The organism is Gillisella vitis (genome assembly GCF_001541345.2).
In the GTDB taxonomy this organism is placed as follows: Bacteria; Pseudomonadota; Alphaproteobacteria; order Rhizobiales; family Rhizobiaceae; genus Allorhizobium; species Allorhizobium vitis.
On sequence record NZ_LMVL02000004.1, the window covers coordinates 177,652 to 199,867 of the forward strand.

The window sequence follows — 22,216 nt, forward strand, 5'->3', positions numbered from 1 at the left end:
TTATTTATCGAAAAATAATAATAACAATCGATTGTATATTTCATATTATCGAATTTCGAAAACTACTAAAAAATATTTATTAATATGTGATATTGAGAATATATAATAAATAAGTTAATTTAAATTCATTTAATTTAATGAAATTTGACCTGTTACGATGGCTTTACGCTCATCCGACGCTATTTTTTGATCACGCGTTCTTATCAGCCAGTTGGTACCGATACCAACAGCCAGATGAGCCAAGCCAATCTCAAGTTGCTGATAAATTTGAAATATTCAAAGTCCCTTTAATTTCAGGTCCTTCAACGGCATTGCGCGTATTACCGCGCTTGGATTCCCAGCTGACTTCGGCAATGCAGCAACGAATTGCAATTGACTTTTCACGATAGAATGTGAGTATTTGCCCATGAGTAAAGCGAATGCTCATTAGATCGCGAGTGAAATCGAGATCTATCGGTTGATTTGCCAGTGGCCCGTCGGCAGACCCTCAAGGGGCCTCCGGGTTGCATCTGGTCTTCTGGGAGGAAGATATGACATTGAAAACAATTCTGCTCGGCGCGTGTTCCGTGTTGGCTATGGCTGGTGTGGCCTCTGCCGAAACGCTGACGATTGCCACCGTCAACAATGGCGACATGATCCGCATGCAAAAGCTGACGGATGATTTCACCAAGAAGAATCCTGGCATTGACGTGAAATGGGTGACGCTGGAAGAAAACGTGCTGCGCCAGAAGGTGACCACCGATGTGGCCACCAGGGGCGGCCAGTATGATGTGATGACCATTGGCATTTACGAAGCCCCCATCTGGGGCAAGCAGGGCTGGCTGGCACCGCTGGACAAGCTGAGTGCCGACAAGGATTACGATGCCGCTGACCTTCTGCCGCCGGTGCGCTCTGGCCTTACCGTCGATGGCAAGCTTTATGCCGCACCTTTTTATGCTGAAAGCTCAATGGTGATGTATCGCAAGGATCTGTTTGAAAAAGCAGGCCTGAAAATGCCGGAAGCCCCGACCTGGGACTTTATTAAGGAAGCTGCCGACAAGATCACTGACAAGTCCAAGGAAGTCTACGGCATCTGCTTGCGTGGCAAGGCTGGCTGGGGTGAAAACATCGCTTTCCTGTCTGCCATGTCCAACTCGTTTGGCGCGCGCTGGTTTGATGAACAGTGGAAGCCACAGTTTGATCAGCCGGAGTGGAAAAAGACCCTTCAGTTCTATGTGGACCTGATGAAGAAAGACGGCCCTCCCGGTGCCTCTTCCAACGGCTTTAATGAAAACCTCGCCCTGTTCCAGACCGGCAAATGCGGAATGTGGATTGATGCCACCGTGGCAGCATCCTTCGTGACCAATCCGAAGGAATCCAAGGTGGCTGATCAGGTCGGCTTTGCTTTGGCTCCTGATAATGGCCTTGGCAAGCGCGGCAACTGGCTGTGGTCCTGGAACCTCGCCATTCCGGCTGGCTCCAAGAAGGTCGAAGCCGCTGAAAAGTTCATCGCCTGGGCAACCAGCAAGGACTATCTGAAGCTGGTGGCTGAAAAGGATGGCTGGGCCAACGTTCCTCCGGGCACGCGCACCTCGCTCTATGCCAATGCTGATTACCAGAAGGCAGCACCTTTTGCGAAGATGACGCTGGACAGCATCAACGCAGCAGACCCCAAGCACCCCACCGTCAAGCCCGTGCCTTATGAGGGCGTGCAATATGTGGCCATTCCGGAATTTCAGGGCATCGGCACTGCCGTTGGTCAGCAATTCTCGGCAGCTCTTGCCGGTCAGACCACGGTAGATCAGGCGCTGAAGACAGCGCAGACCTTGACCGAGCGTGAGATGAAGAAGGCGGGTTATCCGAAGAAGTAAGGGAAAAAGACCCTCTCTGCCCTTCAAGATAACCATTATGCAACGGCATCTTTCGGCTTCGCCGCCCCCTCATCCGGCTGCCGCCACCTTCCCCGATGGGGAGAAGAGGGAAAGAACCGCAGCGCTTCGGGTCTCCTCTCCCCTCGGGGAGAGGTCTGCCGAGCGCAGCGGAGGCAGGGTGAGGGGGCGGCTGGCACTGCCCTAAAAAGGGTGAGCAGGACAGCAAGCCCAAGCCCAACCATAAAACTAAAACCCCAAACACCCCCAAGAGGCGCGGCAGACATGGCGACGACCCATACCCACTCCTCAGCCCGATGGATGATGGCCCCTTCCGTTCTCCTGCTGTTTGCATGGATGATCGTGCCGCTGGTCATGACCATCTATTTCTCGGTGCTGAACTATAATCTGCTGATGCCCGGCGTGCATGAATTCGTCGGCCTGCTGAATTATCAATATTTCCTCACCGATCCGGCGTTTTTTGCAGCGCTCACCAATACGCTGTTGCTGGTCGGCGGCGTGCTGGCGATCTCCATCATTGGCGGCATTGCGCTGGCGCTGCTGCTGGATCAGCCGATGTTTGGCCAAGGCATTGTCCGCATTCTGGTGATTTCGCCCTTCTTCATCATGCCAACCGTTGCCGCCTTGGTGTGGAAAAACATGCTGATGAACCCTGTCAATGGCCTGTTCGCCTTCGCTTTCCGGGCCGTTGGGCTGGAGCCGCTGGATTGGCTGGCCACCATTCCGCTTTTGTCCATCGTCATCATCGTCGCCTGGCAATGGCTGCCGTTTGCAACGCTCATTCTGCTCACCGCCCTGCAATCCCTAGACGAAGAGCAGAAGGAAGCCGCAGAGATGGATGGCGCAGGGCCGATCTCGAAATTCATCTATATCACCCTGCCGCATATGGCCCGCGCCATCACCGTGGTGGTGTTGATCGAGACCATCTTCCTGCTCTCGGTATTTGCCGAAATTCTCGTGACCACCAATGGTGGCCCCGGCACGGATAGCACCAACCTGACCTATCTGATCTACAATCAGGCCCTGCTGCAATTTGACATTGGTGGAGCCTCCGCAGGCGGCATTGTGGCTGTGGTACTGGCCAATATCGTCGCCTTCTTCCTGATCCGCCTCATCGGCAAGAACCTGGAGAGCTGATCAATGGCACGCGCAATATCCAACAAACGTAAGCTGACCTTTACCCTGATTGCCTGGGCAATTGGCTTGCTGATGTTCTTCCCGATCCTGTGGACCTTCCTCACCAGTTTCAAAAGCGAAGGCGATGCCATCGCCTCGCCTCCAGTGTTTTTGTTCTTCCATTGGACCACGGAAAACTATGTCGAAGTGCAGAGCCGCTCGGATTATTTCTCGCACTTCATGAACTCGGTGGTGATTTCCTTTGGCTCCACCCTTCTGGGTCTGGCCATTGCCATTCCCTCGGCCTGGGCCATGGCGTTTTCGCCCACCAAGCGCACCAAGGATGTGCTGATGTGGATGCTCTCCACCAAAATGATGCCGCCCGTGGGTGCGCTGATCCCGATCTATCTGCTGTTTCGGGATGGTGGATTGCTCGATAGCCGCCTTGGGCTGGTGGCGGTGCTGACCATGATCAACCTGCCGATCATCATCTGGATGCTCTACACATACTTCAAGGAAATTCCGGGCGAAATTCTCGAAGCCGCCCGCATGGATGGCGCATCCCTGATCAAGGAAATCATCTATGTGCTGACGCCGATGGCGGTGCCGGGCATTGCCTCGACCATGCTGCTCAACATCATTCTGTCATGGAACGAGGCGTTTTGGACCTTGAACCTCACCACGTCAGTGGCGGCACCGCTGACCACTTTCATCGCCTCCTATTCCAGCCCCGAAGGCCTGTTTTACGCCAAGCTCTCGGCTGCCTCCACCATGGCGATTGCTCCAATCGTCGTACTGGGATGGTTCAGCCAGAAACAGCTGGTGCGCGGGCTCACCTTCGGCGCGGTCAAATAAGGATCAAATATCATGGGCAGTATTCAACTTAAAAACGTCTCAAAAGTCTTTGCCGAGCACAAGGTTATTCCCGGTATTGATCTGGAGATCAACAATGGCGAATTCGTTGTGTTTGTTGGCCCCTCGGGCTGCGGCAAATCCACCCTGCTGCGGCTGATTGCCGGGCTGGAGGATACATCCGGCGGCAAGATTTTCATCGACGGCACCGATGCCACAGACCGCAAGCCATCTGAACGCGGCCTCGCCATGGTGTTCCAATCCTATGCGCTGTATCCGCATATGAGCGTGCGCTCCAACATTGGCTTTCCGCTGAAAATGGCGGGCATGGACAAGGGCGAGATTGACAAGAAGGTCACGGATGCCGCCCGCATCCTCAACCTCACCGACTATCTCGACCGCAAGCCGCGCCAGCTCTCGGGTGGCCAACGCCAGCGTGTGGCGATTGGCCGGGCGATTGTGCGCTCACCCTCGTGCTTTTTGTTCGATGAGCCATTGTCCAATCTGGATGCCGCCCTGCGCGTCAACATGCGGCTGGAAATCACCGAATTGCACCAGAAGCTGGGCGCGACATCGATCTATGTCACCCACGATCAGGTCGAAGCCATGACCATGGCCGACAAGATTGTGGTGCTGAACAAGGGCAATATCGAGCAGGTCGGTTCACCGATGGAACTGTACCACAAACCCGCCAATCTGTTTGTGGCTGGCTTTATTGGCTCGCCGAAAATGAACCTGATTTCCGGGGAGACAGCACAAAAATACGGTGCCACCACCATCGGCGTGCGCCCTGAACATGTGACGCTTTCCACCACCGATGGCGCGTGGAAAGGTAAGGTGACAATTGCCGAACATCTTGGCTCGGACACCCATCTGCATGTCGATGTTGAGGGCCTTGGCCATCTCACCGCGCGTGCGGATGGCGATTTCACCGCGCGCCATGGCGATACGGTGTTCATCACCCCGGATGAGACGCGCATTCATCGTTTCAATGAACAGGGATTAGCAGCATGACTGGCAGATTAGACGGAAAATCCGCGCTGATTACCGGATCGGCCCGTGGCATTGGCCGCGCCTTTGCCGAAGCCTATGTGCGTGAAGGTGCCACGGTTGCGATTGCCGACATTAATATGGAACGAGCAAAGGAGACCGCCAAAGCCATTGGCGAAAAAGCCTATGCCGTTCATCTGGATGTGACCAATCAGGCCTCCATTGATGCCGCCATCAAGGCGGTGGAAGACAAGACGGGCGGCTTGGACATTCTCATCAACAACGCTGCCCTGTTTGATCTTGCGCCCATCGTGGACATTACCCGCGAGAGCTATGATCGGCTGTTTTCCATCAACGTGGCTGGCACACTGTTCATGCTGCAAGCGGCAGCAAAATCGATGATTGCCCGTGGCAAGGGCGGCAAGATTATCAATATGGCAAGCCAAGCCGGACGGCGCGGCGAAGCGCTGGTGGCGGTCTATTGCGCCACCAAGGCGGCGATTATCTCGCTGACCCAATCAGCAGGGCTGGACCTGATCAAGCATGGCATCAATGTCAATGCGATTGCCCCCGGCGTGGTCGATGGCGAGCATTGGGATGGCGTTGATGCGCTGTTTGCAAAGTTTGAAAACCGCGCCCCCGGCGAGAAGAAAAAACTGGTGGGTGAGGCTGTTCCGTTTGGCCGCATGGGCACGGCAAACGATCTCACCGGCATGGCGATTTTTCTGGCCTCAAATGAGGCCGATTACGTGGTGGCCCAGACCTATAACGTCGATGGCGGCAATTGGATGAGTTGAGATGGTTGGTTTGCTGAGGCTTTGCGTGAGATGGGCTTCGCACCCCCTCATCCCCCCTTTCCTTATGAACGAGGCGGGACCTTCTCCCCGCTGGGGAGAAGAGACGTTTTTGATATGGCGGAACTCAGAGAGCAAACGCTTAGAGCCGCGTCCAGCAAACATCGGCAGAATAAAGCATGGGGCCGTGCAACCTGCCTCTTCTCCCCAGCGGGGAGAAGGTGGCGGCAGCCGGATGAGGGGGGCGAAGCCACCAATCAGCCCCCGTCGAATCTCAACGTTTTCCCCAAATTCATTCAGGACCTAACCCAATGACCATAAAACTCTCCCTTTCCACCCTGCCAGACGCCTCCACAAAGGCCGCCACTCCCACCTACACCCGCGAAAGCCTCACATCAGGCATTGTCCATTTCGGCGTTGGCAATTTCCACCGCGCCCACCAAGCCGTCTACCTGCACGAGCTGTTCAACCTCGGCAAAGACCTCGATTTCGCCATTGTCGGCGCAGGCGTGCTGCCATCTGATGCCACCATGAAAGACAAGCTGGCTGGACAAGACTACCTGACCACAGTGGTGGAACAGGATGTGGCCAAGAGCGCTGCCACCGTCACCGGCCCGATGGTGGATATGATCGCAGCACCGGATTTTGACGGCATCATTACCAAGCTAGCCGATCCCGCCATTCGCATCGTCTCGATGACCATCACTGAAGGCGGCTATTTCATCGATCCCGCCACCGGCCATTTTGACCCCAAACACCCGGCCATCGTGGCAGACGCCCAAAACCCCGACCAGCCCAAAACCGTGTTTGGCCTGATCATCGCAGGACTCAAGGCACGCCGCGCCGCCAATATCCCACCCTTCACCGTGATGTGCTGTGACAACATCCCCGGTAATGGCGAGGTGACGGAAGCCACAATCATCGGCCTTGCCAAACTCTCCGACCCCGATTTTGCCGAGTGGATTCACCACCACGTTGCCTTCCCCAATTCCATGGTGGACCGCATCACCCCCGCCACCGGCACGCGCGAGATTGACATCACCTGTGACACCTATGGCATTGATGATGCATGGCCCGTGTTTTGCGAAGAGTTCAAGCAATGGGTGCTGGAAGACAAATTCCCGCTCGGTCGTCCCGCCTTTGAAGAGGTTGGCGTCACTTTCGTCGAGGATGTCGCGCCTTATGAGTTGATGAAGCTGCGCATTCTCAACGGCGGCCATGCGGCAATTGCCTATCCGGCAGCACTGATGGACATCCATTTCGTGCATGAAGCCATGGAAAATCCGCTGATCCGGGCGTTCCTTGCCAAGCTGACCCATGATGAAATCATTCCCGTGGTTCCGCCCGTGCCCGACACCAGCTTGCAGGATTATGCCACGCTGATCGAGAGCCGCTTCTCCAACCCAAAAATTGGCGACACCATTCCGCGCTTGGCGCAGGATGGCTCCAACCGTCAGCCGAAATTCATTCTGCCATCAACAGCAGATCGTCTCGCCAAGGGGCTGGATGTGGTGGGACTGGCGCTGGTTTCAGCCCTGTGGTGTCATTACTTTGCAGGCACATCGGATAGCGGCAAGCCGATTGTGTTCAACGATGCCAGCGCTGAGCGTCTGCAAAAAACCGCCATTGCCTCGCGGCAAGATCCGCTGCTATTCCTGACGCTGGACGATATTTTTGGCAGTGTCGGGCAAAACGAGATATTCAGGCAGCGCTTTGCAAAGGCGCTCTCACATCTTCGCACCCATGGCACAGCACGGACCCTGCAAAGCTACATCGATGGCACTCTTGCAGCGGCATAAGTGTAAACGCATTTCCGGACGCAAAACCGGTTCCCACTTTTGCTGGAAATGCTGCAAAGGATGATATGATGCCCGACCCGGCCACCAAGCTGGTGATCTTTGATTGCGACGGCGTGCTTGTCGATAGTGAGCCGATCTCTGTTGAGGTCATGGTCGCCGAGTTTGAAAAGGCGGGCGTGCCGATTGATGCGGATTATGTCTATCGCAACTTCCTTGGCCGCAGCATGGCAACAGTGGTGGAAACGGCACGCGAAGAGTTTTCGTTTGCCATTGGCGAGACCTTTCTCACCAGCCTGCGCACCCATCTGTATCAACGCTTCCGGCAGGATTTGAAGCCGATTGCCGGTCTGCACACCGCCCTCGACGATTTGGGCAAGGCGGGCGTTGGCTGGTGTGTGGCCTCCTCAAGTCAGCCGGACCGCATCGCCCTATCGCTCAGCGTCACCGGCCTGATCGAGCGTTTCGAACCGCATATTTTCAGCGCCACCATGGTCAAAAACGGCAAGCCCGCTCCGGATCTGTTCCTCTATGCCGCCGAAAAAATGGGGATCGATCCACACCATTGCATGGTGGTGGAGGATAGCCCCGCCGGTCTCACTGCTGCCCGCGCCGCTGGCATGCGCGCCTTGGCCTTTACCGGCGGCGGTCATGCGACAGGCGAAATCTATCACGACAGTGTTGATGCCCTGAAGCCGGACGGAAAATTTGACGTCATGGCCAATCTGGTTCAGTTTGTTTTATAAGCATTAGGGCGGAAACAAGTTCATCATGCGAGACCATCTGATTGCGGTGGATGTCGGCACTGGCAGCGCGCGCGCCGGTGTTGTGACACGCACCGGTCGCTTGCTGGCCCGGCGCGAACATCCGATCCTGCTTTCACGCCCAAGCGATGAACGCGGTGAACACAATTCTGAGGATATCTGGGAGGCCTGCTGCATCGCGGTCAAGGCAGCCCTTGCCGAGGCCGGTATCACCCCCGAAGCCATTGCAGGCATTGGTTTCGACGCCACCTGCTCGCTGGTGTTGCGCGACGGCAGCGGTCAGCCGCTGTGCCTGAATGGGGAAGACGGTTTCGACACTATTTCCTGGCTAGATCACCGGGCCACTACTGAGGCCGAAGAATGCGGACATCTCGACCATCCGGTGCTGCACCACAATGGCCAGGTGATATCGCCGGAAGCGGAAATCCCCAAGCTGATGTGGCTGAAGCGTCATCGCCCGGATCTCTGGCAAAGGCTCGGCTCCGCCTTCGACCTCGCTGATTTCCTCACCTGGAAGGCAACGGGCAGCCCGGCGCGGTCGCTCTGCACCCTGACATCGAAATGGACGTTTTTCGGCCACAGCAAACCCGGCTGGCAGCAGGATTTTCTGGACCGCGTCGGGCTGGATGACCTGGTGGCTCGCGCAGGTTTGCCGCAAGAGGCGGTCGCGGTCGGCAAAAGTGTCGGTGCGCTCAGCACGAAAGCCGCGGACGCACTGGGGCTTATGGCCGGCATTCCCGTTGCCGCAGGCATGGTCGATGCCTATGCAGGCGCGCTTGGCGTGCTGGGATCGACGGATCTCTCCGACCCTGACCTCAACCATGTCGCGATGATCGGTGGCACGTCCAGCTGCCTGATTGCGCTCAGGCCCCAGCCCTTTTACGGTTTCAGCCTCTGGGGGCCTTATTTCGGGGCGATTTTCCCCGATCTCTGGCTGGTGGAGGCTGGACAATCGGCCACCGGCGCGCTTCTCAACCATATTGTGCGCAGCCATGTGGAAGGCGGCGAGCCGAGCATCGACAACCATCGCCGCATCATATCCCGGATCGCTGCATTGCGCACTGAGGAAGGCGCGTCTTTCGGCCAGAAAATCAACGTCCTGCCGGATTTTCACGGCAACCGTTCGCCCTTTGCCGATCCCAACCTGACAGGAACCATCTCCGGCCTGACGCTGGATGCCTCGTTTGACGGCCTCTGCCGTCTTTATTGGCGGGCATGCGTCGGTATCGTGCTTGGCCTGCGCCAGATCGTCGAGACGCTCAGCAAGGACGGCATAGGCCCGTTGCGCCTTCATCTGACCGGCGGTCACGTCAAAAACCCTCTTCTGGTCGAGCTTTACGCCGAAGCAACCGGCTGCGAACTGGTGGTGGCCGACAACACCGATGCCGTGCTGATTGGCACCGCCATCAATGCCGCCAGCGCCGCCGGGCTTTATCCCGGCCTTGCTGAGGCAGGCGCGGCGATGGCTGAACCAGGGCGGCTTGTGGTGCCGAAACCGGATATGAAAGAGATTTACGACCGCGACTATGCGCGCTTTCTCGCCATGCAACGGCACCGGGCCGAGCTGGACGCGATCTGAGCGGCAAAAGCCCCACCATAACGGACATGAAAACACCGGTCTTGATTGCGCGGCCAATTGTTTCTATATCGGGCGGGAATTGGCTGATAGAGTGATAGGCCAAGCTGCATCGTGCAAGCTGCATTGTGAATGACCCGCTTCTTCCTGCCCATGGCGTTGCTCAAGGCCCGCCCGCAGCAGCCGAGAACGGTCCTTTCGCAGACATTTGAGAAATGACGCGCCCCGTGAATACGCTGGATTTTGACAAGAGACCGGAAGATACCCGCGTTGTCGTCGCCATGTCAGGCGGCGTCGACAGTTCTGTGGTGGCCGGAGTGTTGAAACGCGAAGGCTATGACGTGCTGGGCATTACCCTACAGCTTTACGATCATGGCGCCGCCGTGCATCGGGCCGGGTCGTGTTGCGCCGGTCAGGATATCGATGATGCGCGCCGGGTCTGCGAGACGCTGGGCATTCCCCACTATGTGCTGGATTACGAACAGCGCTTTCGCGACACGGTGATCAATCCGTTCATGGACAGCTATATCGCCGGTGAAACGCCGATCCCCTGCGTGGCCTGTAACCAGACGGTCAAATTCGCCGATCTCCTGGCCACTGCCCGCGAGCTTGGGGCCGATGCGCTGGCCACCGGCCACTATATCCGTTCACGCGCCACGCCTCTGCCAAACGATCCGGGTCATCGCGCCCTGTTTCGCCCGATTGATAGCGAACGTGACCAAAGTTATTTCTTGTTTGCCACCACCCAGGAACAGATCGATTATCTGCGCTTTCCGCTGGGCGGCCTGTCCAAGGCCGAGACCCGCAAGCTTGCCGAGGACATGGGCCTCGTCGTCGCGCAAAAGGCCGACAGCCAGGATATCTGTTTCGTGCCACAGGGCAAATATGCCGATATCATCAACAAGCTGAAGCCGAACGCGGCATTGAGCGGCGATATCGTCCATCTCGATGGCCGGGTTCTGGGCCAGCACGAGGGCATCCTGCACTATACGATCGGCCAGCGCAAAGGCTTGGGCGTCGCCACCGGCGAGCCGCTTTACGTCGTCTATCTGGACGCCCGGTCGCGCCGGGTCATCGTCGGACCGCGTGAAGCGCTGGAAACCCGCCGCGTCTATCTGCGCGACATCAACTGGCTGGGCGACCGCAAAATCGAGGATGAGGCAAGCGGCGGTTTTGCCTGTTTTGCCAAGGTGCGCTCCACCCGTCCCCCTGCCCCGGCCACCCTGCATGCCGATGAAACCGGCATCTATGTCGACCTCGACATGGGGGAAGCTGGCGTTGCTCCGGGCCAGGCCTGCGTGCTCTATTCGGGCGAAGGCGCCGACGCCCGCGTCTATGGCGGCGGCTTTATCGAACGCTCGGAACGCAAGGCCGAAGCAGAAGCCTTCCTGAAGGCACTTCTGGCGGGCGCACAAGCCGCCTAAGCAATTGTTGTCCCAAGACAAAATCCGCCTATTGCCAGAGGATCGCCACCGGCGGTCCTTTTTTGCATTTTGCCTGCTTGACTTTGCAACGACGCTCGCCTTATAAGCCGCCCATCGCTTCGGACAGCTTTCTCGACAAGCAAAAGTCCTTGAGGTGCGGCGGGATAGCTCAGGTGGTTAGAGCGTGGGATTCATAACCCCAAGGTCGGCGGTTCAAGTCCGCCTCCCGCTACCATTTTTCAAAAAACCAGATTTTTAAACATCGTTCATCGGTGTTTTATTTTGCCTACCTTTGTTTGGCGCGGCATCCGCTCCACTTAGAGTCCGTCAAATTCAGATTGAACCAGACGGACTCCACTGTTCCCTGAGAACCTCTAAAAGCCATATCTTTTAAAGGTATTTTTAAAAAATAAAACCTTCGTGGATTTGTCAAATTTAAAGTTGACTCTGTTTGTATAGTTCATATTGTCCGCCTGTGACGAGACGGGATATCTCCTCACGCCGACAGCATGAAGGAAGGCGGAGTATGACGAAAATGACGAAGGGGGCCGGTGGACGCGCGCAGCCTGCGAACCGGATGATGTCCAGACATGGACAATTGCTGCTCGGCAGTATTGCCGGCCTGGCGCTGATTGCCGCCGCCTCGCAAGCTTGGTCGCAAGAGAAAGATACGGAACTCTCGACCATTACCGTTCAGGGCAAATCCTCGGCCACCGGCCCGGATGCCAATATCGTCGCCAAGGAGACGACTGTCGGCAGCAAGACCGATACGCCGATCATCGACATTCCCCAGGCCGTCTCCGTTGTCACCATGAAGGAAATGGAAACACGCGGCGTCAGCGACATGCAGGCCGCCGTCGCCTATACGTCCGGTGTGGTTGTCGATGAATTCGGCTCCGACGATCGCTACGACTATTACCGTATACGCGGCTTCGACACGACGACGCTCGGCATCTATCGCGATGGCCTGAGTGCGCGCATTCCCGCCTGGTTTACCGCAGCCCGTACCGAACCCTATGGCCTGGAACGGGTGGAAGTGCTGAAAGGTTCGACCTCCACTCTGTTCGGCCTCAACGGTCCGGGCGGGATGATCAATGCCGTCACCAAGCATCCGACCGACACGTTCCATGCCGAGGTCTATACCACCTTCGGCGACAACCATATCGAAACCGGCACGGATTTCGGTGGCCCGATCGACAAGGACGGGGTCTTCACCTACCGGATTACGGCAAAATGGCAGAATGCCGACCTGGGCTCGGATTATTCGAACGACGACCGCATCTACGTCGCTCCGGCCCTGACCATCAGCCCGGACGAGAGCACCTCGCTGACCTTCCTGACCGACTACAACAAGCGCGACACCACGCCCGCCCTGGGCTTCCCAGCCGGTCTTGATGTCGACACGACCCGGTTCTACGGCGAGCCGGACTTCAACAAATTCGACACGATCCAGAAGGATGTCGGCTACGAGTTTCGCCACGAGATCACCGAGGGTCTGACCTTCCGGCAGAATGCCCGCTACTCGCATGTCGATCTCGACTACGAAACCGTCTATGGGGCCAGCACAGATTCGAGCGTCAATCGGGAAGCCTATGCCGTGGACGGCGTGGCGGATCGTTTCGCCATCGACAATCAACTGGAATATGACACCAGCACGGCTCGCCTCGACAGCAAGACGTTGCTGGGTGTCGACTATGCCTATGACAGCACCCATGAAGTCATCGGCTATGGCTCTGCCCCGGGTATCGACCTGAGCAATCCGGTGTATTGCGGTCGCTCGTGCGTGTCGCTTTCGCCTTACCTCGATTGGAAGGTCAAGCAGAAGGCACTCGGCGTCTATGCCCAGGAACAGTTGACGCTGGACGACCGCTGGATACTGACGCTGGGCGGGCGTTATGATTATGTCAATACCGAAGCCGACTATCTCTATACCGGCACGAGCGACAACAACACGTCGGAAGCCTTCACCAAACGGATCGGCTTGAGCTACAAGATCACGCCGGAACTTGCGGCCTATGCCAATTACTCCACGTCCTTCCAGCCGCTGGTGACCCCGACCGCCAATGGCTATTCCGTTGAAGGCTCCCTGAAGCCGCAGGAAGGTGAACAGTATGAAATCGGCTTGAAATACAAGCCCGACAGTTTCGACGCCATGTTCACGGTCGCCCTGTTCGACATAACCCAAACCAATGTTCCCTCCAACGTCACCCCCTTGCTACAGCGCCAGATCGGCAAAGTCGGGGTGCGCGGCGTGGAAGTGGAAGGCAAGGTGGCGCTCAACGACCGCTGGAACATGACGCTTGCCTATTCCTATTGGGATGCCGAGATCAAGGAAGACGGCACCGGCGGCGATGCCGGCAACCGCCCCGAGCGCGTTCCGAGGAACATCGCCTCGGCCTGGGTCGATTATACCATTCCCGGCAATGGCTGGCGCGGCGACCTGACGCTGGGCGGCGGTGTCCGTTATGTCGGCTCCAGCTACGGCGATTCGGCCAATACCGTGAAGGTCGATGCCTATACGGTGGTCGATGCCATGGCGAGCTACAAGGTGACCGAAAACGTCACCTTCGCGATCAACGCCAAGAACCTGTTCGACAAGAAATACGTCACCACCACCTATTACGGCAGCTCCTACTACGGCGACCGCCGTACAGTGCTGGGGACGCTTAAATATACCTGGTAACGGCACGCAACCCGCACCAAACGATCAGCCATTTGAAAAAGCCGACGGGTTCGAAAGAACCCGCCGGCTTTCCTCGTTGATGGTGCTGACGATTGGTAAGCCGGCATTACTGCACGTTCTGCGGCAAACCGTCAGCGATATCGTAATAGTCACCCTTGTCGGCAACGAAGATATGCATTTTGAGCCGCGTCTGGGTCGGAGCATCGAAAGCGCCCATGGCAACGGCGATCCAGTCTCTTGCTGGAGGATCGAAGAACAGCGACGTTCCGCAGACTGAGCAGAAGCCACGCCTGACTTTTTCCGAGGACTGATACCAGCTGATAGTCTCGCTGCCATCGATCTCTATTTTGTCTTTTGGCACATCGGTCGAGGCAAAATAATGGCCGGAATGCTTACGGCATTTAGAACAATGGCAAGCATCCGGCGGCGGTAAATCACCGTTCACTTGAAAGCGAACAGCGCCGCAAAGACATGATCCCTTATGCATGGGCTTTCTCCGTTCCCTATCATCATCGCAACGAGCAAATCATGCCTGGAAACGGAAGTGCAGGAAAGCCCCTCAAGCCCTCCGTCGCATCAACAGGATCAGCACCGGCGCGCCGATCAGTGCGGAGACCAAGCCAGCGGCGATTTCGTAAGGGTGAACAAGCGTCCGGCCAAGCCAATCGGCCATCATCATCAACGCTCCACCGATCAGCACCGCGCCGGTCAGTTGCGGGCCAGCGCGCAGCAATCCGGCTTCACGGGCCAGATGCGGTGCCATCAGGCCGACGAAACTCAGAGGACCGACCGTCAGGGTTGCCGCACCACTGAGCGCGCCTGCCAACAGCAGCAGCAACAGCCGAGCCGATGCGAGCGGTACGCCGAGTGCGCCAGCAGCAGACGGCCCCAGCGGCAGCAGATCCAACCAACGGCGCAGCAGGGTGACAACAACCACCAGAGCCACAGCGATGATCGTCACCGTGATGGCACTCGTCATCGTGACATTATAGGTGGAGCCGCTCATCCAGCGCATCAGGAAGGTGGCGCGAGGATCGCCGCTGGCTGCCAGCACACCGACCACGGCATCGACCATGGCGCTCAGCGCAATGCCTGCCAGCAGCACCCGCTCCGGCGCAAACCCGGCCCGGGCGGCAAACAGGAAAATCACCGCCAGCACGGTCAGCGAACCCGCCGCGGCAAAACCGAGTTGAGTGCCAAGACTTGGCGCCGCCAGGAAGAACACCGCCACCGTGACCCCGAAGGTTGCTCCGGCGCTGATGCCCAACACTTCCGGGCTGGCCATTTCATTGCCGGTCAGCCGTTGCAGGATCAGCCCGGCCACTGCCAGCATAGCGCCAGAAGCAAAGGCAGCCAACACGCGGGGAAAGCGCACAGGCAGAATTTCGCTGTAAAGCGAGGGGGACAGAAAAGCCCAATCGCCGACGGTACTGCGCCCGAACAGCAGCGCCATGGCAATCAAAATCAGGCCACCGATCAGCCCGACGATCAGGACCGTCCGCGTCGAGGCGAGGTGCCGGGGCTTCGGCACCCGCTCGACCATGATCCGATGCCGGGTTTTCAACAACGGCAGCAGGACCAGCAGCAGCGGCGAACCGAACAAGGCGGTGACGGCCCCGGTCGGCAGCATATCGCTGAACTGATCGGCAAGCAGCAGCAATGCACTATCGGCAAAGAACAGCAGCGCCGCGCCGATCAGTGTGGACCACACCAACAGTGCGCCGGAGCGCCGCGCGCCGGTCAGCCGGGCCAGCGTTGGCGCAACGAGACCGATAAAGCCGATGACCCCGACCGCGCTGGTGACGAAAGCCGCCAGCAGCACGGCAAGCGCGATAGCCGCCGCCCTCAAATGGCCGGTCTTGACGCCGAGCGCCGTTGCTCCCGCCTCGCCCAGTTCCACCAGCGCCAGAGGTCGCAGCAGCAGCGCGGCGGCGATGGCCACCAGCCCGACCTTTGGCAGAAGCGCGAGCGGCAAGGCCCAGCTTTGCTGGGCGAGCGACCCCGCCCCCCAGATGAACAGGCTGACCAGATAGCGCTCATTGAGCAGCACCAGCACGCTCGACAGCGCCCCGCACCATAGGCTGACCACCAGCCCGGACATAACAAGCGAAAACGGTGAAAATCCACGTCTCAGCCCCATCAGCAGGACCAGGCCCGCCGCAATGGCGCTGCCAGCCAGCGCCACCATATCGCGGCCAAACCCCAATAGGCCGGGCGATAGCAACAAAGCCAAGACGATGGCGAGATTGGCCCCCGCCGAAACGCCAAGCGTGGTCGGTGATGCCAGCGGATTGCGCAGCACCTGCTGGAACAGCGCGCCCGACAAGGACAGTGCGCCCCCGCAAATCAACGCCATCGCCATGCGCGGCAGGGTGGCGTTGTAAAGCACGGCATAATCGATGTCGTAACCAGCACTTTCCGGTCGGGCCAGCACTGGCGCAATGCCATGCCAGGCCATCAGGCCTCCAAGACTGGCGAGCAGTAGGGTGACGAGGAGCGGACCTAGATAGGACGGCCTGGAAGAGAACGGAATATTCATGCTTGACTGTCCAGGTCATCGGTCAACAGGCGCGCGAAGCGCATGGCTTCCACCACCATCCCGAACATCAGGGTCGAGGGCAGGACGGCGAAACGCTCCGGCTTTGCCATCGGCAAGGCCTGCCAGAGCGGGCTTTTCGCCAGCACCGGCATGACATCGGCGGGAACAGGCTCGAAAGCGATCAGCCGGGCGCGCGGATCGGTGATCGTCGCCAGGCTCTCGATCCCGATCAGCTCGAAACCCCAGTAATTGCCGGGCTTTTGCCAGGCATTGGTGAGGCCCAACCGCTTGAGCACATCGTGATAAAGGCCAGGAGCCGTATAGACCCGTACATGGCGGGCATCCATGAAATTGACCAGTGCCACCGGCGGTGCATTCAGCCGGGCAAGGCGGGCGCGGCAGGCCTCGAAAAACGCATCGGCCTCGGCCAGAAAGGCCTCGGCCCTCGCCTCCAGCCGCATCACCTTGCCGAGATCCCGCGTCGCGCTGTAAGAGGCGGTCAGGATATCGGTGGTGTCAGGCGCATAGACGCTGGCGCGAAACAGCGGTGCCAAGGCTTCCAGCCGTGGGTTCAGCGGGTCGTTAAAAGCCGTCGACAGGATCAGATCGGGCTTCAGGGCGATCAGCAATTCGAAATTGACCTCCCAGGACGAGCCGAGATCGATCACGCCGTCAGGCATGCGCGGCTCTTCCACCCATTTGTCCCAATCGGCCAGAGACGCAACCGCCAGAGGTGTGACCCCGAAGGCCAGTAGGGTCGAGGCAAGGCCATAATCCAGGCAGACAACACGGGAAGGTGGACCGCTCTCGGCCCGAGCAGCAGACGCCATGAACAGGCTCACACCCCCGGCCAAAAAATGGCGACGGCTGAGCGGCAGGAAAGGATCAGCAGACATAGGCGAGCGGGATCTCCAAACCTGGATGGCGGGTGACGTCCATATCAACGCCGTAAATGGCGTTCAGCGTCTCACGGGTCATCAGCGCCGTGGGGGAGCCTTCGGCAATCAATTGCCCGGCCTTCAGCGCATAGAGCCGGTCGCAGAAACGGCTGGCCATGTTGATGTCATGCAGGACGATGATGACGCTCAAGCCCTTTTCCTGCGACAGGCGGCGCACCAGCGCCAGCACCTCCATCTGATGGGCAATGTCGAGCGCCGAGGTCGGCTCATCCAGCAGCAGGCATTCGCTGTCCTGAGCCACCAACATGGCGATCCAGGCCCGCTGGCGCTCGCCGCCCGACAGCGTATCCACCATGCGGTCCGCCATGGGCAGGACATGGGTGAGATCCAGCGCCTCCTCCACCTTGGCCTTGTCCGCCTCGGTAAACCGGCCAAGCGCGCCATGCCAGGGATAGCGTCCGCAGGCGACCAGTTCGCGCACGGTCATGCCATGGGCAGCCGTGACGTCCTGTGGAAGATAGGCGACCTTGCGGGCAAAATCACGCGCGCCAAGCGCGCCGGCATCCGCCCCGGCAAAATGGATCGCGCCGGATGACAGGCTTTGCTGGCGGGCGAGAAGCTTCAGCAATGTGGATTTGCCCGAGCCGTTATGGCCGACCAGACCGGAAATCTCACCCTTGCGAAAACCGATCGACACATCCCGCAACAAGGCCCGGCCATCGACGGTGAAACCAAGCGCCTGCGTTTCGAAAATCATCCCCACCTTTTCAGCAGCCTGGATGTTACGATGTTCGCTCGCCATCAAAGATCCTCTAATACAAGGTGCCACCAAGCTTGAACTGGATGGATAAAACATGATAATAAAAATCAACTATACACAGTCTTGTCGGTTCGCAAGTGTGTTTTCAACACTGTTTTGCCCATCGCCCGCATGTCACTTGTCCCGGATTGGCCCATGTCCTACCTGCCCCGCATGACCAGCAAGATCGACGGACTGTCCGTCTCCTCCGGCCTGCACCGGCGCTACTGGAATGGCATGGTCGCCGATCTCTGGTCGGTGGATTGCCAAAGCGATGCGGGTGGCCGGTATGTCAGCAGCGATCCGCGCCTGTTCATTCTATTGGACGCCGCTGGCGAGGATGGGGCCGATCTCAGCATGGCCGAAGGCGACGGCAAGCGGATTTCAGGCGCGATTGCCAGGGCGGCCCATTTCATTCCTGCCGGGCTGGAACTATCGACCGCAATCACTGGCATCAAAAGCCTGCGGCATCTGGACCTGCATTTTGATGCCGATATCTTGCGGCACCGGCTGGGCGAGGATGCCGGGCTGGCGGCATTGCATCAGCCACGTTATCTTCTCGACGACCCACGGCTGCTGGCCCTGGCCGAACTGATCGCCGCCGATGTCGCCAATCCGCAGCCGCTACACGACCTCTATGGCGATGGGCTGGTCAGCGCACTGTTGATCGACGTGCTGAACATTCGTCCCACCCCTTCACGCCAAATGCCCAACCGGAAACGCAGCAAGCTGGCCGCATGGCAACTCCGCCGGGTTTGCGATTTCATCGAGGCGCATTGCCTGCGCACCATCAGGCTGGAGGAATTGGCCGGGCTAGCGGGCCTGTCCCCCACCTATTTCAGCCATGCTTTCAAGGCGTCAACGGGCCTGTCGCCGCATCAATGGCAGATGAAGGCGCGGATTGAAACGGTCAAGCAACGGTTGCGCGACCCCGCCGTGCCGCTGACAGTGATTGCGGCGGAAACCGGCTTTGCCGATGCCGCCCACTTTGCCCGCAGCTTTCGCCGCGCCGTCGGCCTGTCGCCGTCCGAATGGCGGCGGGTCCGGCTCAATTGAGGTGGCTTTGAAGGACAAGCTGCCCGGTTCGGCAATCGCGGTGCAATACCCCTTAAATTTCTGTGCGGCGGGATACGGTTTGCCCAAATCCGTTCAAGCCATCCATGCTTGCGACAAGCACGACAGAAATACATGAATTAATCAGTCATCATTTGAAATTCATGCCCGGCGGGGCATCGACAATGGGGTGATGATATGGGGACGGCATTGGATCAGGCACGGAAAACAGAAGGGCAGGATCGCTCAAACCGGCATCGCGCCGCCCTGATGGCAGGCATTGCCCTGCAGACGCTGTGCCTGCCGGGCCTCGTCCATGCGCAGGACGCCACCACCCAATTGTCGACTATCACCGTCGAAGGCAAGAGCGAAACCGCAACTGGCCCGGTTGATGGTTATGTCGCCAAGCGCACCTCGACAGGCTCCAAATCCGATACGCAGATCACGCAAGTGCCGCAATCGGTCTCGGTGATCGGCACCGCCGAAATGGCCGATCGAGGCGTCACCAACAAGGTCGATGAAGCGCTGCGCTATACATCAGGCGTCTATACCCAGCCGTTCGGGGCCGATGGCGACACCAACTGGATGTATATCCGTGGCTTCGAAGCCACCCAGACCGGCAGCTTCCTCGATGGCCTGAACCTGTGGAGCTATGGCTTCGGCGGCTTTCTGGTGGACCCTGTCGTGCTGGAGCGGGTGGAAGTGCTGAAAGGCCCGGCCTCGGTTCTCTATGGCGGCTCCAATCCGGGCGGCATCGTCAATATGGTCGGCAAGCGCCCGACGGGCGAAAAATTTCTCACCACCGAAGTTGGTATCAACAATTACGGCAATGCCTTCCTGACCTTCGACACCGGGGATACGGTCAAGGACAGCGATGTCAGCTACCGGGTGACTGGCAAGATCGCCGGTGGCGAAAAGGCTGCCGATTACGCCCATGATTTCCGTGGCGTGATCATGCCGCAAATCACCTGGTCTCCGGATGACGGCACCAAGCTGAATGTCTATGCCTATTATTCCTATCTCGACCAGACCTCCGGCACCAATGGCTTCCTGCCCTATGTCGGCACCGTGGAGAAAGCCTCCTTCGGACGGATCGACCGGGACGCCTATTATGGCGAGCCAGGCAGCGACTACAGCTATTCCCGTCAGACCATGGTGGGTACGGATTTCAGCCACGAGCTGGAAAACGGCTGGACGTTTTCGCAGACAGCTCGTTACTCCTACCTCAACCGATCAGAAAACACCCCCTATACCTATGGCTATTACGATCCGGCCACCGGCAGCAATTATCTCTCGGAACCGACAAGCAGTGATGCCTACCTGACACGGCTCGGCTTCAGCCACCATACCGAGGTAAACTCCTTTGCCATCGACAATCACCTGAACGGCGAGGTCGAGACCGGCGCGCTGAAGCATGACGTAACATTGGGCGTCGATTACAAATTCTACCAGCTCGATCAGGTGCAGGCCAGCACCACCGATACGCCGATCAGCGCCACCGATCCGGTCTATGGCACCACCCAGCCCGCCAATTCGGTCTATCTCAACCAGATCCTGCGCCAGAACCAGATCGGCGGCTATGTGCAGGACCAGATCCACTTCGGTGGCGGCTTTATCGCCACGCTGAACGGTCGTTACGACTATGTCTATACGACGTCCAACGACCGTACCGCCAGCAATGCCGACTATGACAGCAATGAGAGTGCGGCCAGCGGTCGGGCGGGTCTTGCCTATCAATTCGACAATGGGTTGACGCCCTATGTCAGCGTCGCCAGCTTCTTCAACCCGCAAATCGGCGTTACTCAGGGCGATCCACTGAAGGCGGAAAAAGGCGAACAATATGAAGCGGGTATCAAATACGAGCCAAGCTTCTTTCCGGGCATGATCACCGCCTCGGTCTTCCAGATCGACAAGAAGAACTGGACCGTGACCGATCCGCTCACCTTTCTCTCCACCCAGATCGGCGAGGTGCGCTCGCGCGGCTTCGAACTGGAAGGCAAGGTGGAACTGAATGCCGATTGGAAGGCGCTGGCCTCCTTCACCTATCAGGATCTGGAGATTCTCGAACATGCCGATACATCGCTGATCGGCAACTCACCCTATCTCGTACCCAAAATGCTGGCATCCGCCTGGCTGGATTACGCGATCCCAACCACGGTTATGGCCGGAAAACTCGAAGGCGTCAGCCTGGGCGGCGGCATTCGCTATCAGGGCGAAAGCTGGGCGGATTACGCCAATACCAAAAAAGTGCCTGACGCCGTGCTGTTTGATGCCGCCATCCGTTACAAGAAAGACGACTGGGGCGCGGCCCTCTCCGTCACCAACCTGTTCGACAAGCAATATGTCTCCGGTTGCCAGGGCACGCTAACCTGCGGCTATGGCGAAGGCCGCACGGTAACGCTGAAGATTTCGAAAAGCTGGTAAGATCAGACATCATGCCAGCGCGTTCGGCAGGCAAAACGTGCTGGCATAGGCGAGCATGTGCGCGTCTTCGTACTGATATCCGCCTGCCATCAACACACTCAAATTTCGCCCTATCGGCGAAATTTGGGTCGATTGACTTCTCTCATTGATTGCATAACCAGACCTGGATTATCACTGCTCTCGCAACATAAAACGTTGCTTTTCAAGGAGCTAACAATGGCAATCACTGTGTTTAACGCCTCGAATTTCAAGATCCAGGCTTCTATCAATCATTGGGGGAGTGAAGGCTCAACAAACCCTTATGAAATCTCGCCCGGCAAGACCGATAGCTGGGGACGTTCCGACAAGCGCGGCTTCGTTCTTTTCATCGAGTCAAATGGAAAAACCGGATCATATCTGGTCTGGGCAACCAGCAATGTTGTTGTCGAGAATAACGAAGTGCGTGTGGACGGCGTATCACACAAGTTTCCCGGACCACAGCAGCCTTTGGCCGTAGTAGGTGCCGACATTTCGGAAGAACCCGAGAACCTGCACTGATCAAAATCAGGCTGCCGCAAGACGGCATTGCGTCTTGCGGCAATTTCGAAACACTTAATCCAGATTTGTGCTGGGGAGCCGGCAATGGGTAAACATTGCCGA

17 protein-coding genes and 1 tRNA gene are annotated in these 22,216 nt (G+C 58.1%); 14 read left to right on the forward strand and 4 right to left on the reverse strand.

What is annotated here, in order from left to right:
• Nucleotides 1–530 precede the first annotated feature (530 nt).
• The 11 genes from ASB66_RS15610 (at nucleotide 531) to ASB66_RS15665 (ending at nucleotide 13,863) form a co-directional block, all read left to right on the forward strand.
• Nucleotides 531–1,850, forward strand: a complete 1,320-nt coding sequence (locus tag ASB66_RS15610; RefSeq protein WP_060718185.1) for an ABC transporter substrate-binding protein — start codon at nucleotides 531–533, stop codon at nucleotides 1,848–1,850.
• Nucleotides 1,851–2,132: 282 nt separating this feature from the next.
• Nucleotides 2,133–3,005 carry a carbohydrate ABC transporter permease gene (locus tag ASB66_RS15615; RefSeq protein ID WP_060718186.1) on the forward strand — a complete coding sequence of 291 codons (873 nt, stop codon included), beginning with the start codon at nucleotides 2,133–2,135 and terminating at the stop codon, nucleotides 3,003–3,005.
• Between the two features lie 3 nt (nucleotides 3,006–3,008).
• Nucleotides 3,009–3,839 carry a carbohydrate ABC transporter permease gene (locus tag ASB66_RS15620; RefSeq protein ID WP_060718187.1) on the forward strand — a complete coding sequence of 277 codons (831 nt, stop codon included), beginning with the start codon at nucleotides 3,009–3,011 and terminating at the stop codon, nucleotides 3,837–3,839.
• Nucleotides 3,840–3,851: 12 nt separating this feature from the next.
• Nucleotides 3,852–4,850 carry an ABC transporter ATP-binding protein gene (locus tag ASB66_RS15625; protein WP_060718188.1) on the forward strand — a complete coding sequence of 333 codons (999 nt, stop codon included), beginning with the start codon at nucleotides 3,852–3,854 and terminating at the stop codon, nucleotides 4,848–4,850.
• Nucleotides 4,847–5,623 (forward strand): L-iditol 2-dehydrogenase, encoded by a 777-nt coding sequence (locus tag ASB66_RS15630; protein ID WP_060718189.1) that lies wholly within the window; start codon nucleotides 4,847–4,849, stop codon nucleotides 5,621–5,623. Before ASB66_RS15625 ends, ASB66_RS15630 begins: the two co-directional genes overlap by 4 nt.
• Before the next feature lie 308 nt (nucleotides 5,624–5,931).
• Nucleotides 5,932–7,419 carry a mannitol dehydrogenase family protein gene (locus ASB66_RS15640; protein WP_114386717.1) on the forward strand — a complete coding sequence of 496 codons (1,488 nt, stop codon included), beginning with the start codon at nucleotides 5,932–5,934 and terminating at the stop codon, nucleotides 7,417–7,419.
• Nucleotides 7,420–7,487: 68 nt separating this feature from the next.
• Complete coding sequence (locus tag ASB66_RS15645) at nucleotides 7,488–8,162, forward strand: HAD family hydrolase (RefSeq protein ID WP_060718477.1); 675 nt, start codon at nucleotides 7,488–7,490, stop codon at nucleotides 8,160–8,162.
• A 25-nt stretch (nucleotides 8,163–8,187) separates the two neighbouring features.
• Nucleotides 8,188–9,759: an FGGY-family carbohydrate kinase gene (locus tag ASB66_RS15650; protein ID WP_060718192.1), complete on the forward strand. Its 1,572-nt coding sequence runs from the start codon at nucleotides 8,188–8,190 to the stop codon at nucleotides 9,757–9,759.
• A gap of 224 nt (nucleotides 9,760–9,983) precedes the next feature.
• Nucleotides 9,984–11,180 (forward strand): tRNA 2-thiouridine(34) synthase MnmA, encoded by a 1,197-nt coding sequence (mnmA, locus tag ASB66_RS15655; protein ID WP_114386779.1) that lies wholly within the window; start codon nucleotides 9,984–9,986, stop codon nucleotides 11,178–11,180.
• 158 nt (nucleotides 11,181–11,338) lie between these two features.
• Nucleotides 11,339–11,415, forward strand: a tRNA-Met gene (locus tag ASB66_RS15660).
• Nucleotides 11,416–11,715: 300 nt separating this feature from the next.
• Nucleotides 11,716–13,863, forward strand: coding sequence for a TonB-dependent siderophore receptor (locus ASB66_RS15665; protein WP_411910079.1), 2,148 nt, complete (start codon nucleotides 11,716–11,718; stop codon nucleotides 13,861–13,863).
• 106 nt (nucleotides 13,864–13,969) lie between these two features.
• Here ASB66_RS15665 and ASB66_RS15670 read toward each other — a convergent pair whose 3' ends face one another.
• The 4 genes from ASB66_RS15670 to ASB66_RS15685 all read right to left on the reverse strand — a co-directional run bounded on the left by ASB66_RS15670 (nucleotide 13,970) and on the right by ASB66_RS15685 (nucleotide 18,103).
• Nucleotides 13,970–14,350, reverse strand: coding sequence for a GFA family protein (locus tag ASB66_RS15670; protein ID WP_060718194.1), 381 nt, complete (start codon nucleotides 14,348–14,350; stop codon nucleotides 13,970–13,972).
• 72 nt (nucleotides 14,351–14,422) lie between these two features.
• The gene (fhuB, locus tag ASB66_RS15675; protein ID WP_114386719.1) at nucleotides 14,423–16,402 is read right to left on the reverse strand and encodes a Fe(3+)-hydroxamate ABC transporter permease FhuB; all 1,980 of its coding nucleotides are present in this window, start codon (nucleotides 16,400–16,402) and stop codon (nucleotides 14,423–14,425) included.
• Nucleotides 16,399–17,280: an ABC transporter substrate-binding protein gene (locus ASB66_RS15680; protein ID WP_060718479.1), complete on the reverse strand. Its 882-nt coding sequence runs from the start codon at nucleotides 17,278–17,280 to the stop codon at nucleotides 16,399–16,401. Before ASB66_RS15680 ends, fhuB begins: the two co-directional genes overlap by 4 nt.
• A 7-nt stretch (nucleotides 17,281–17,287) precedes the next feature.
• Nucleotides 17,288–18,103 (reverse strand): ATP-binding cassette domain-containing protein, encoded by an 816-nt coding sequence (locus ASB66_RS15685; RefSeq protein WP_060718196.1) that lies wholly within the window; start codon nucleotides 18,101–18,103, stop codon nucleotides 17,288–17,290.
• Between the two features lie 153 nt (nucleotides 18,104–18,256).
• Between ASB66_RS15685 and ASB66_RS15690 the strand changes: the two genes are divergently transcribed.
• From ASB66_RS15690 to ASB66_RS15700, 3 genes are all read left to right on the forward strand, one after another.
• Nucleotides 18,257–19,156, forward strand: a complete 900-nt coding sequence (locus ASB66_RS15690; RefSeq protein WP_060718480.1) for a helix-turn-helix transcriptional regulator — start codon at nucleotides 18,257–18,259, stop codon at nucleotides 19,154–19,156.
• A gap of 195 nt (nucleotides 19,157–19,351) precedes the next feature.
• Nucleotides 19,352–21,577 carry a TonB-dependent siderophore receptor gene (locus tag ASB66_RS15695; RefSeq protein ID WP_267970745.1) on the forward strand — a complete coding sequence of 742 codons (2,226 nt, stop codon included), beginning with the start codon at nucleotides 19,352–19,354 and terminating at the stop codon, nucleotides 21,575–21,577.
• Between the two features lie 216 nt (nucleotides 21,578–21,793).
• A complete protein-coding gene (locus ASB66_RS15700) occupies nucleotides 21,794–22,114 on the forward strand; it encodes a hypothetical protein (protein WP_060718197.1) in 321 nt (106 codons plus the stop codon).
• Nucleotides 22,115–22,216 lie beyond the last annotated feature (102 nt).

What these genes read in the sequence shown, in the direction of transcription:
- ASB66_RS15610 (WP_060718185.1), top strand. Translation starts at nt 531, where the DNA reads ATGACATTGAAAACAATTCTGCTCGGCGCGTGTTCCGTGTTGGCTATG.
- ASB66_RS15615 (WP_060718186.1), top strand. Translation starts at nt 2,133, where the DNA reads ATGGCGACGACCCATACCCACTCCTCAGCCCGATGGATGATGGCCCCT.
- ASB66_RS15620 (WP_060718187.1), top strand. Translation starts at nt 3,009, where the DNA reads ATGGCACGCGCAATATCCAACAAACGTAAGCTGACCTTTACCCTGATT.
- ASB66_RS15625 (WP_060718188.1), top strand. Translation starts at nt 3,852, where the DNA reads ATGGGCAGTATTCAACTTAAAAACGTCTCAAAAGTCTTTGCCGAGCAC.
- ASB66_RS15630 (WP_060718189.1), top strand. Translation starts at nt 4,847, where the DNA reads ATGACTGGCAGATTAGACGGAAAATCCGCGCTGATTACCGGATCGGCC.
- ASB66_RS15640 (WP_114386717.1), top strand. Translation starts at nt 5,932, where the DNA reads ATGACCATAAAACTCTCCCTTTCCACCCTGCCAGACGCCTCCACAAAG.
- ASB66_RS15645 (WP_060718477.1), top strand. Translation starts at nt 7,488, where the DNA reads ATGCCCGACCCGGCCACCAAGCTGGTGATCTTTGATTGCGACGGCGTG.
- ASB66_RS15650 (WP_060718192.1), top strand. Translation starts at nt 8,188, where the DNA reads ATGCGAGACCATCTGATTGCGGTGGATGTCGGCACTGGCAGCGCGCGC.
- ASB66_RS15665 (WP_411910079.1), top strand. Translation starts at nt 11,716, where the DNA reads ATGACGAAGGGGGCCGGTGGACGCGCGCAGCCTGCGAACCGGATGATG.
- ASB66_RS15670 (WP_060718194.1), bottom strand. Translation starts at nt 14,350, where the DNA reads ATGCATAAGGGATCATGTCTTTGCGGCGCTGTTCGCTTTCAAGTGAAC.
- fhuB (WP_114386719.1), bottom strand. Translation starts at nt 16,402, where the DNA reads ATGAATATTCCGTTCTCTTCCAGGCCGTCCTATCTAGGTCCGCTCCTC.
- ASB66_RS15685 (WP_060718196.1), bottom strand. Translation starts at nt 18,103, where the DNA reads ATGGCGAGCGAACATCGTAACATCCAGGCTGCTGAAAAGGTGGGGATG.
- ASB66_RS15690 (WP_060718480.1), top strand. Translation starts at nt 18,257, where the DNA reads ATGTCCTACCTGCCCCGCATGACCAGCAAGATCGACGGACTGTCCGTC.
- ASB66_RS15695 (WP_267970745.1), top strand. Translation starts at nt 19,352, where the DNA reads ATGGGGACGGCATTGGATCAGGCACGGAAAACAGAAGGGCAGGATCGC.
- ASB66_RS15700 (WP_060718197.1), top strand. Translation starts at nt 21,794, where the DNA reads ATGGCAATCACTGTGTTTAACGCCTCGAATTTCAAGATCCAGGCTTCT.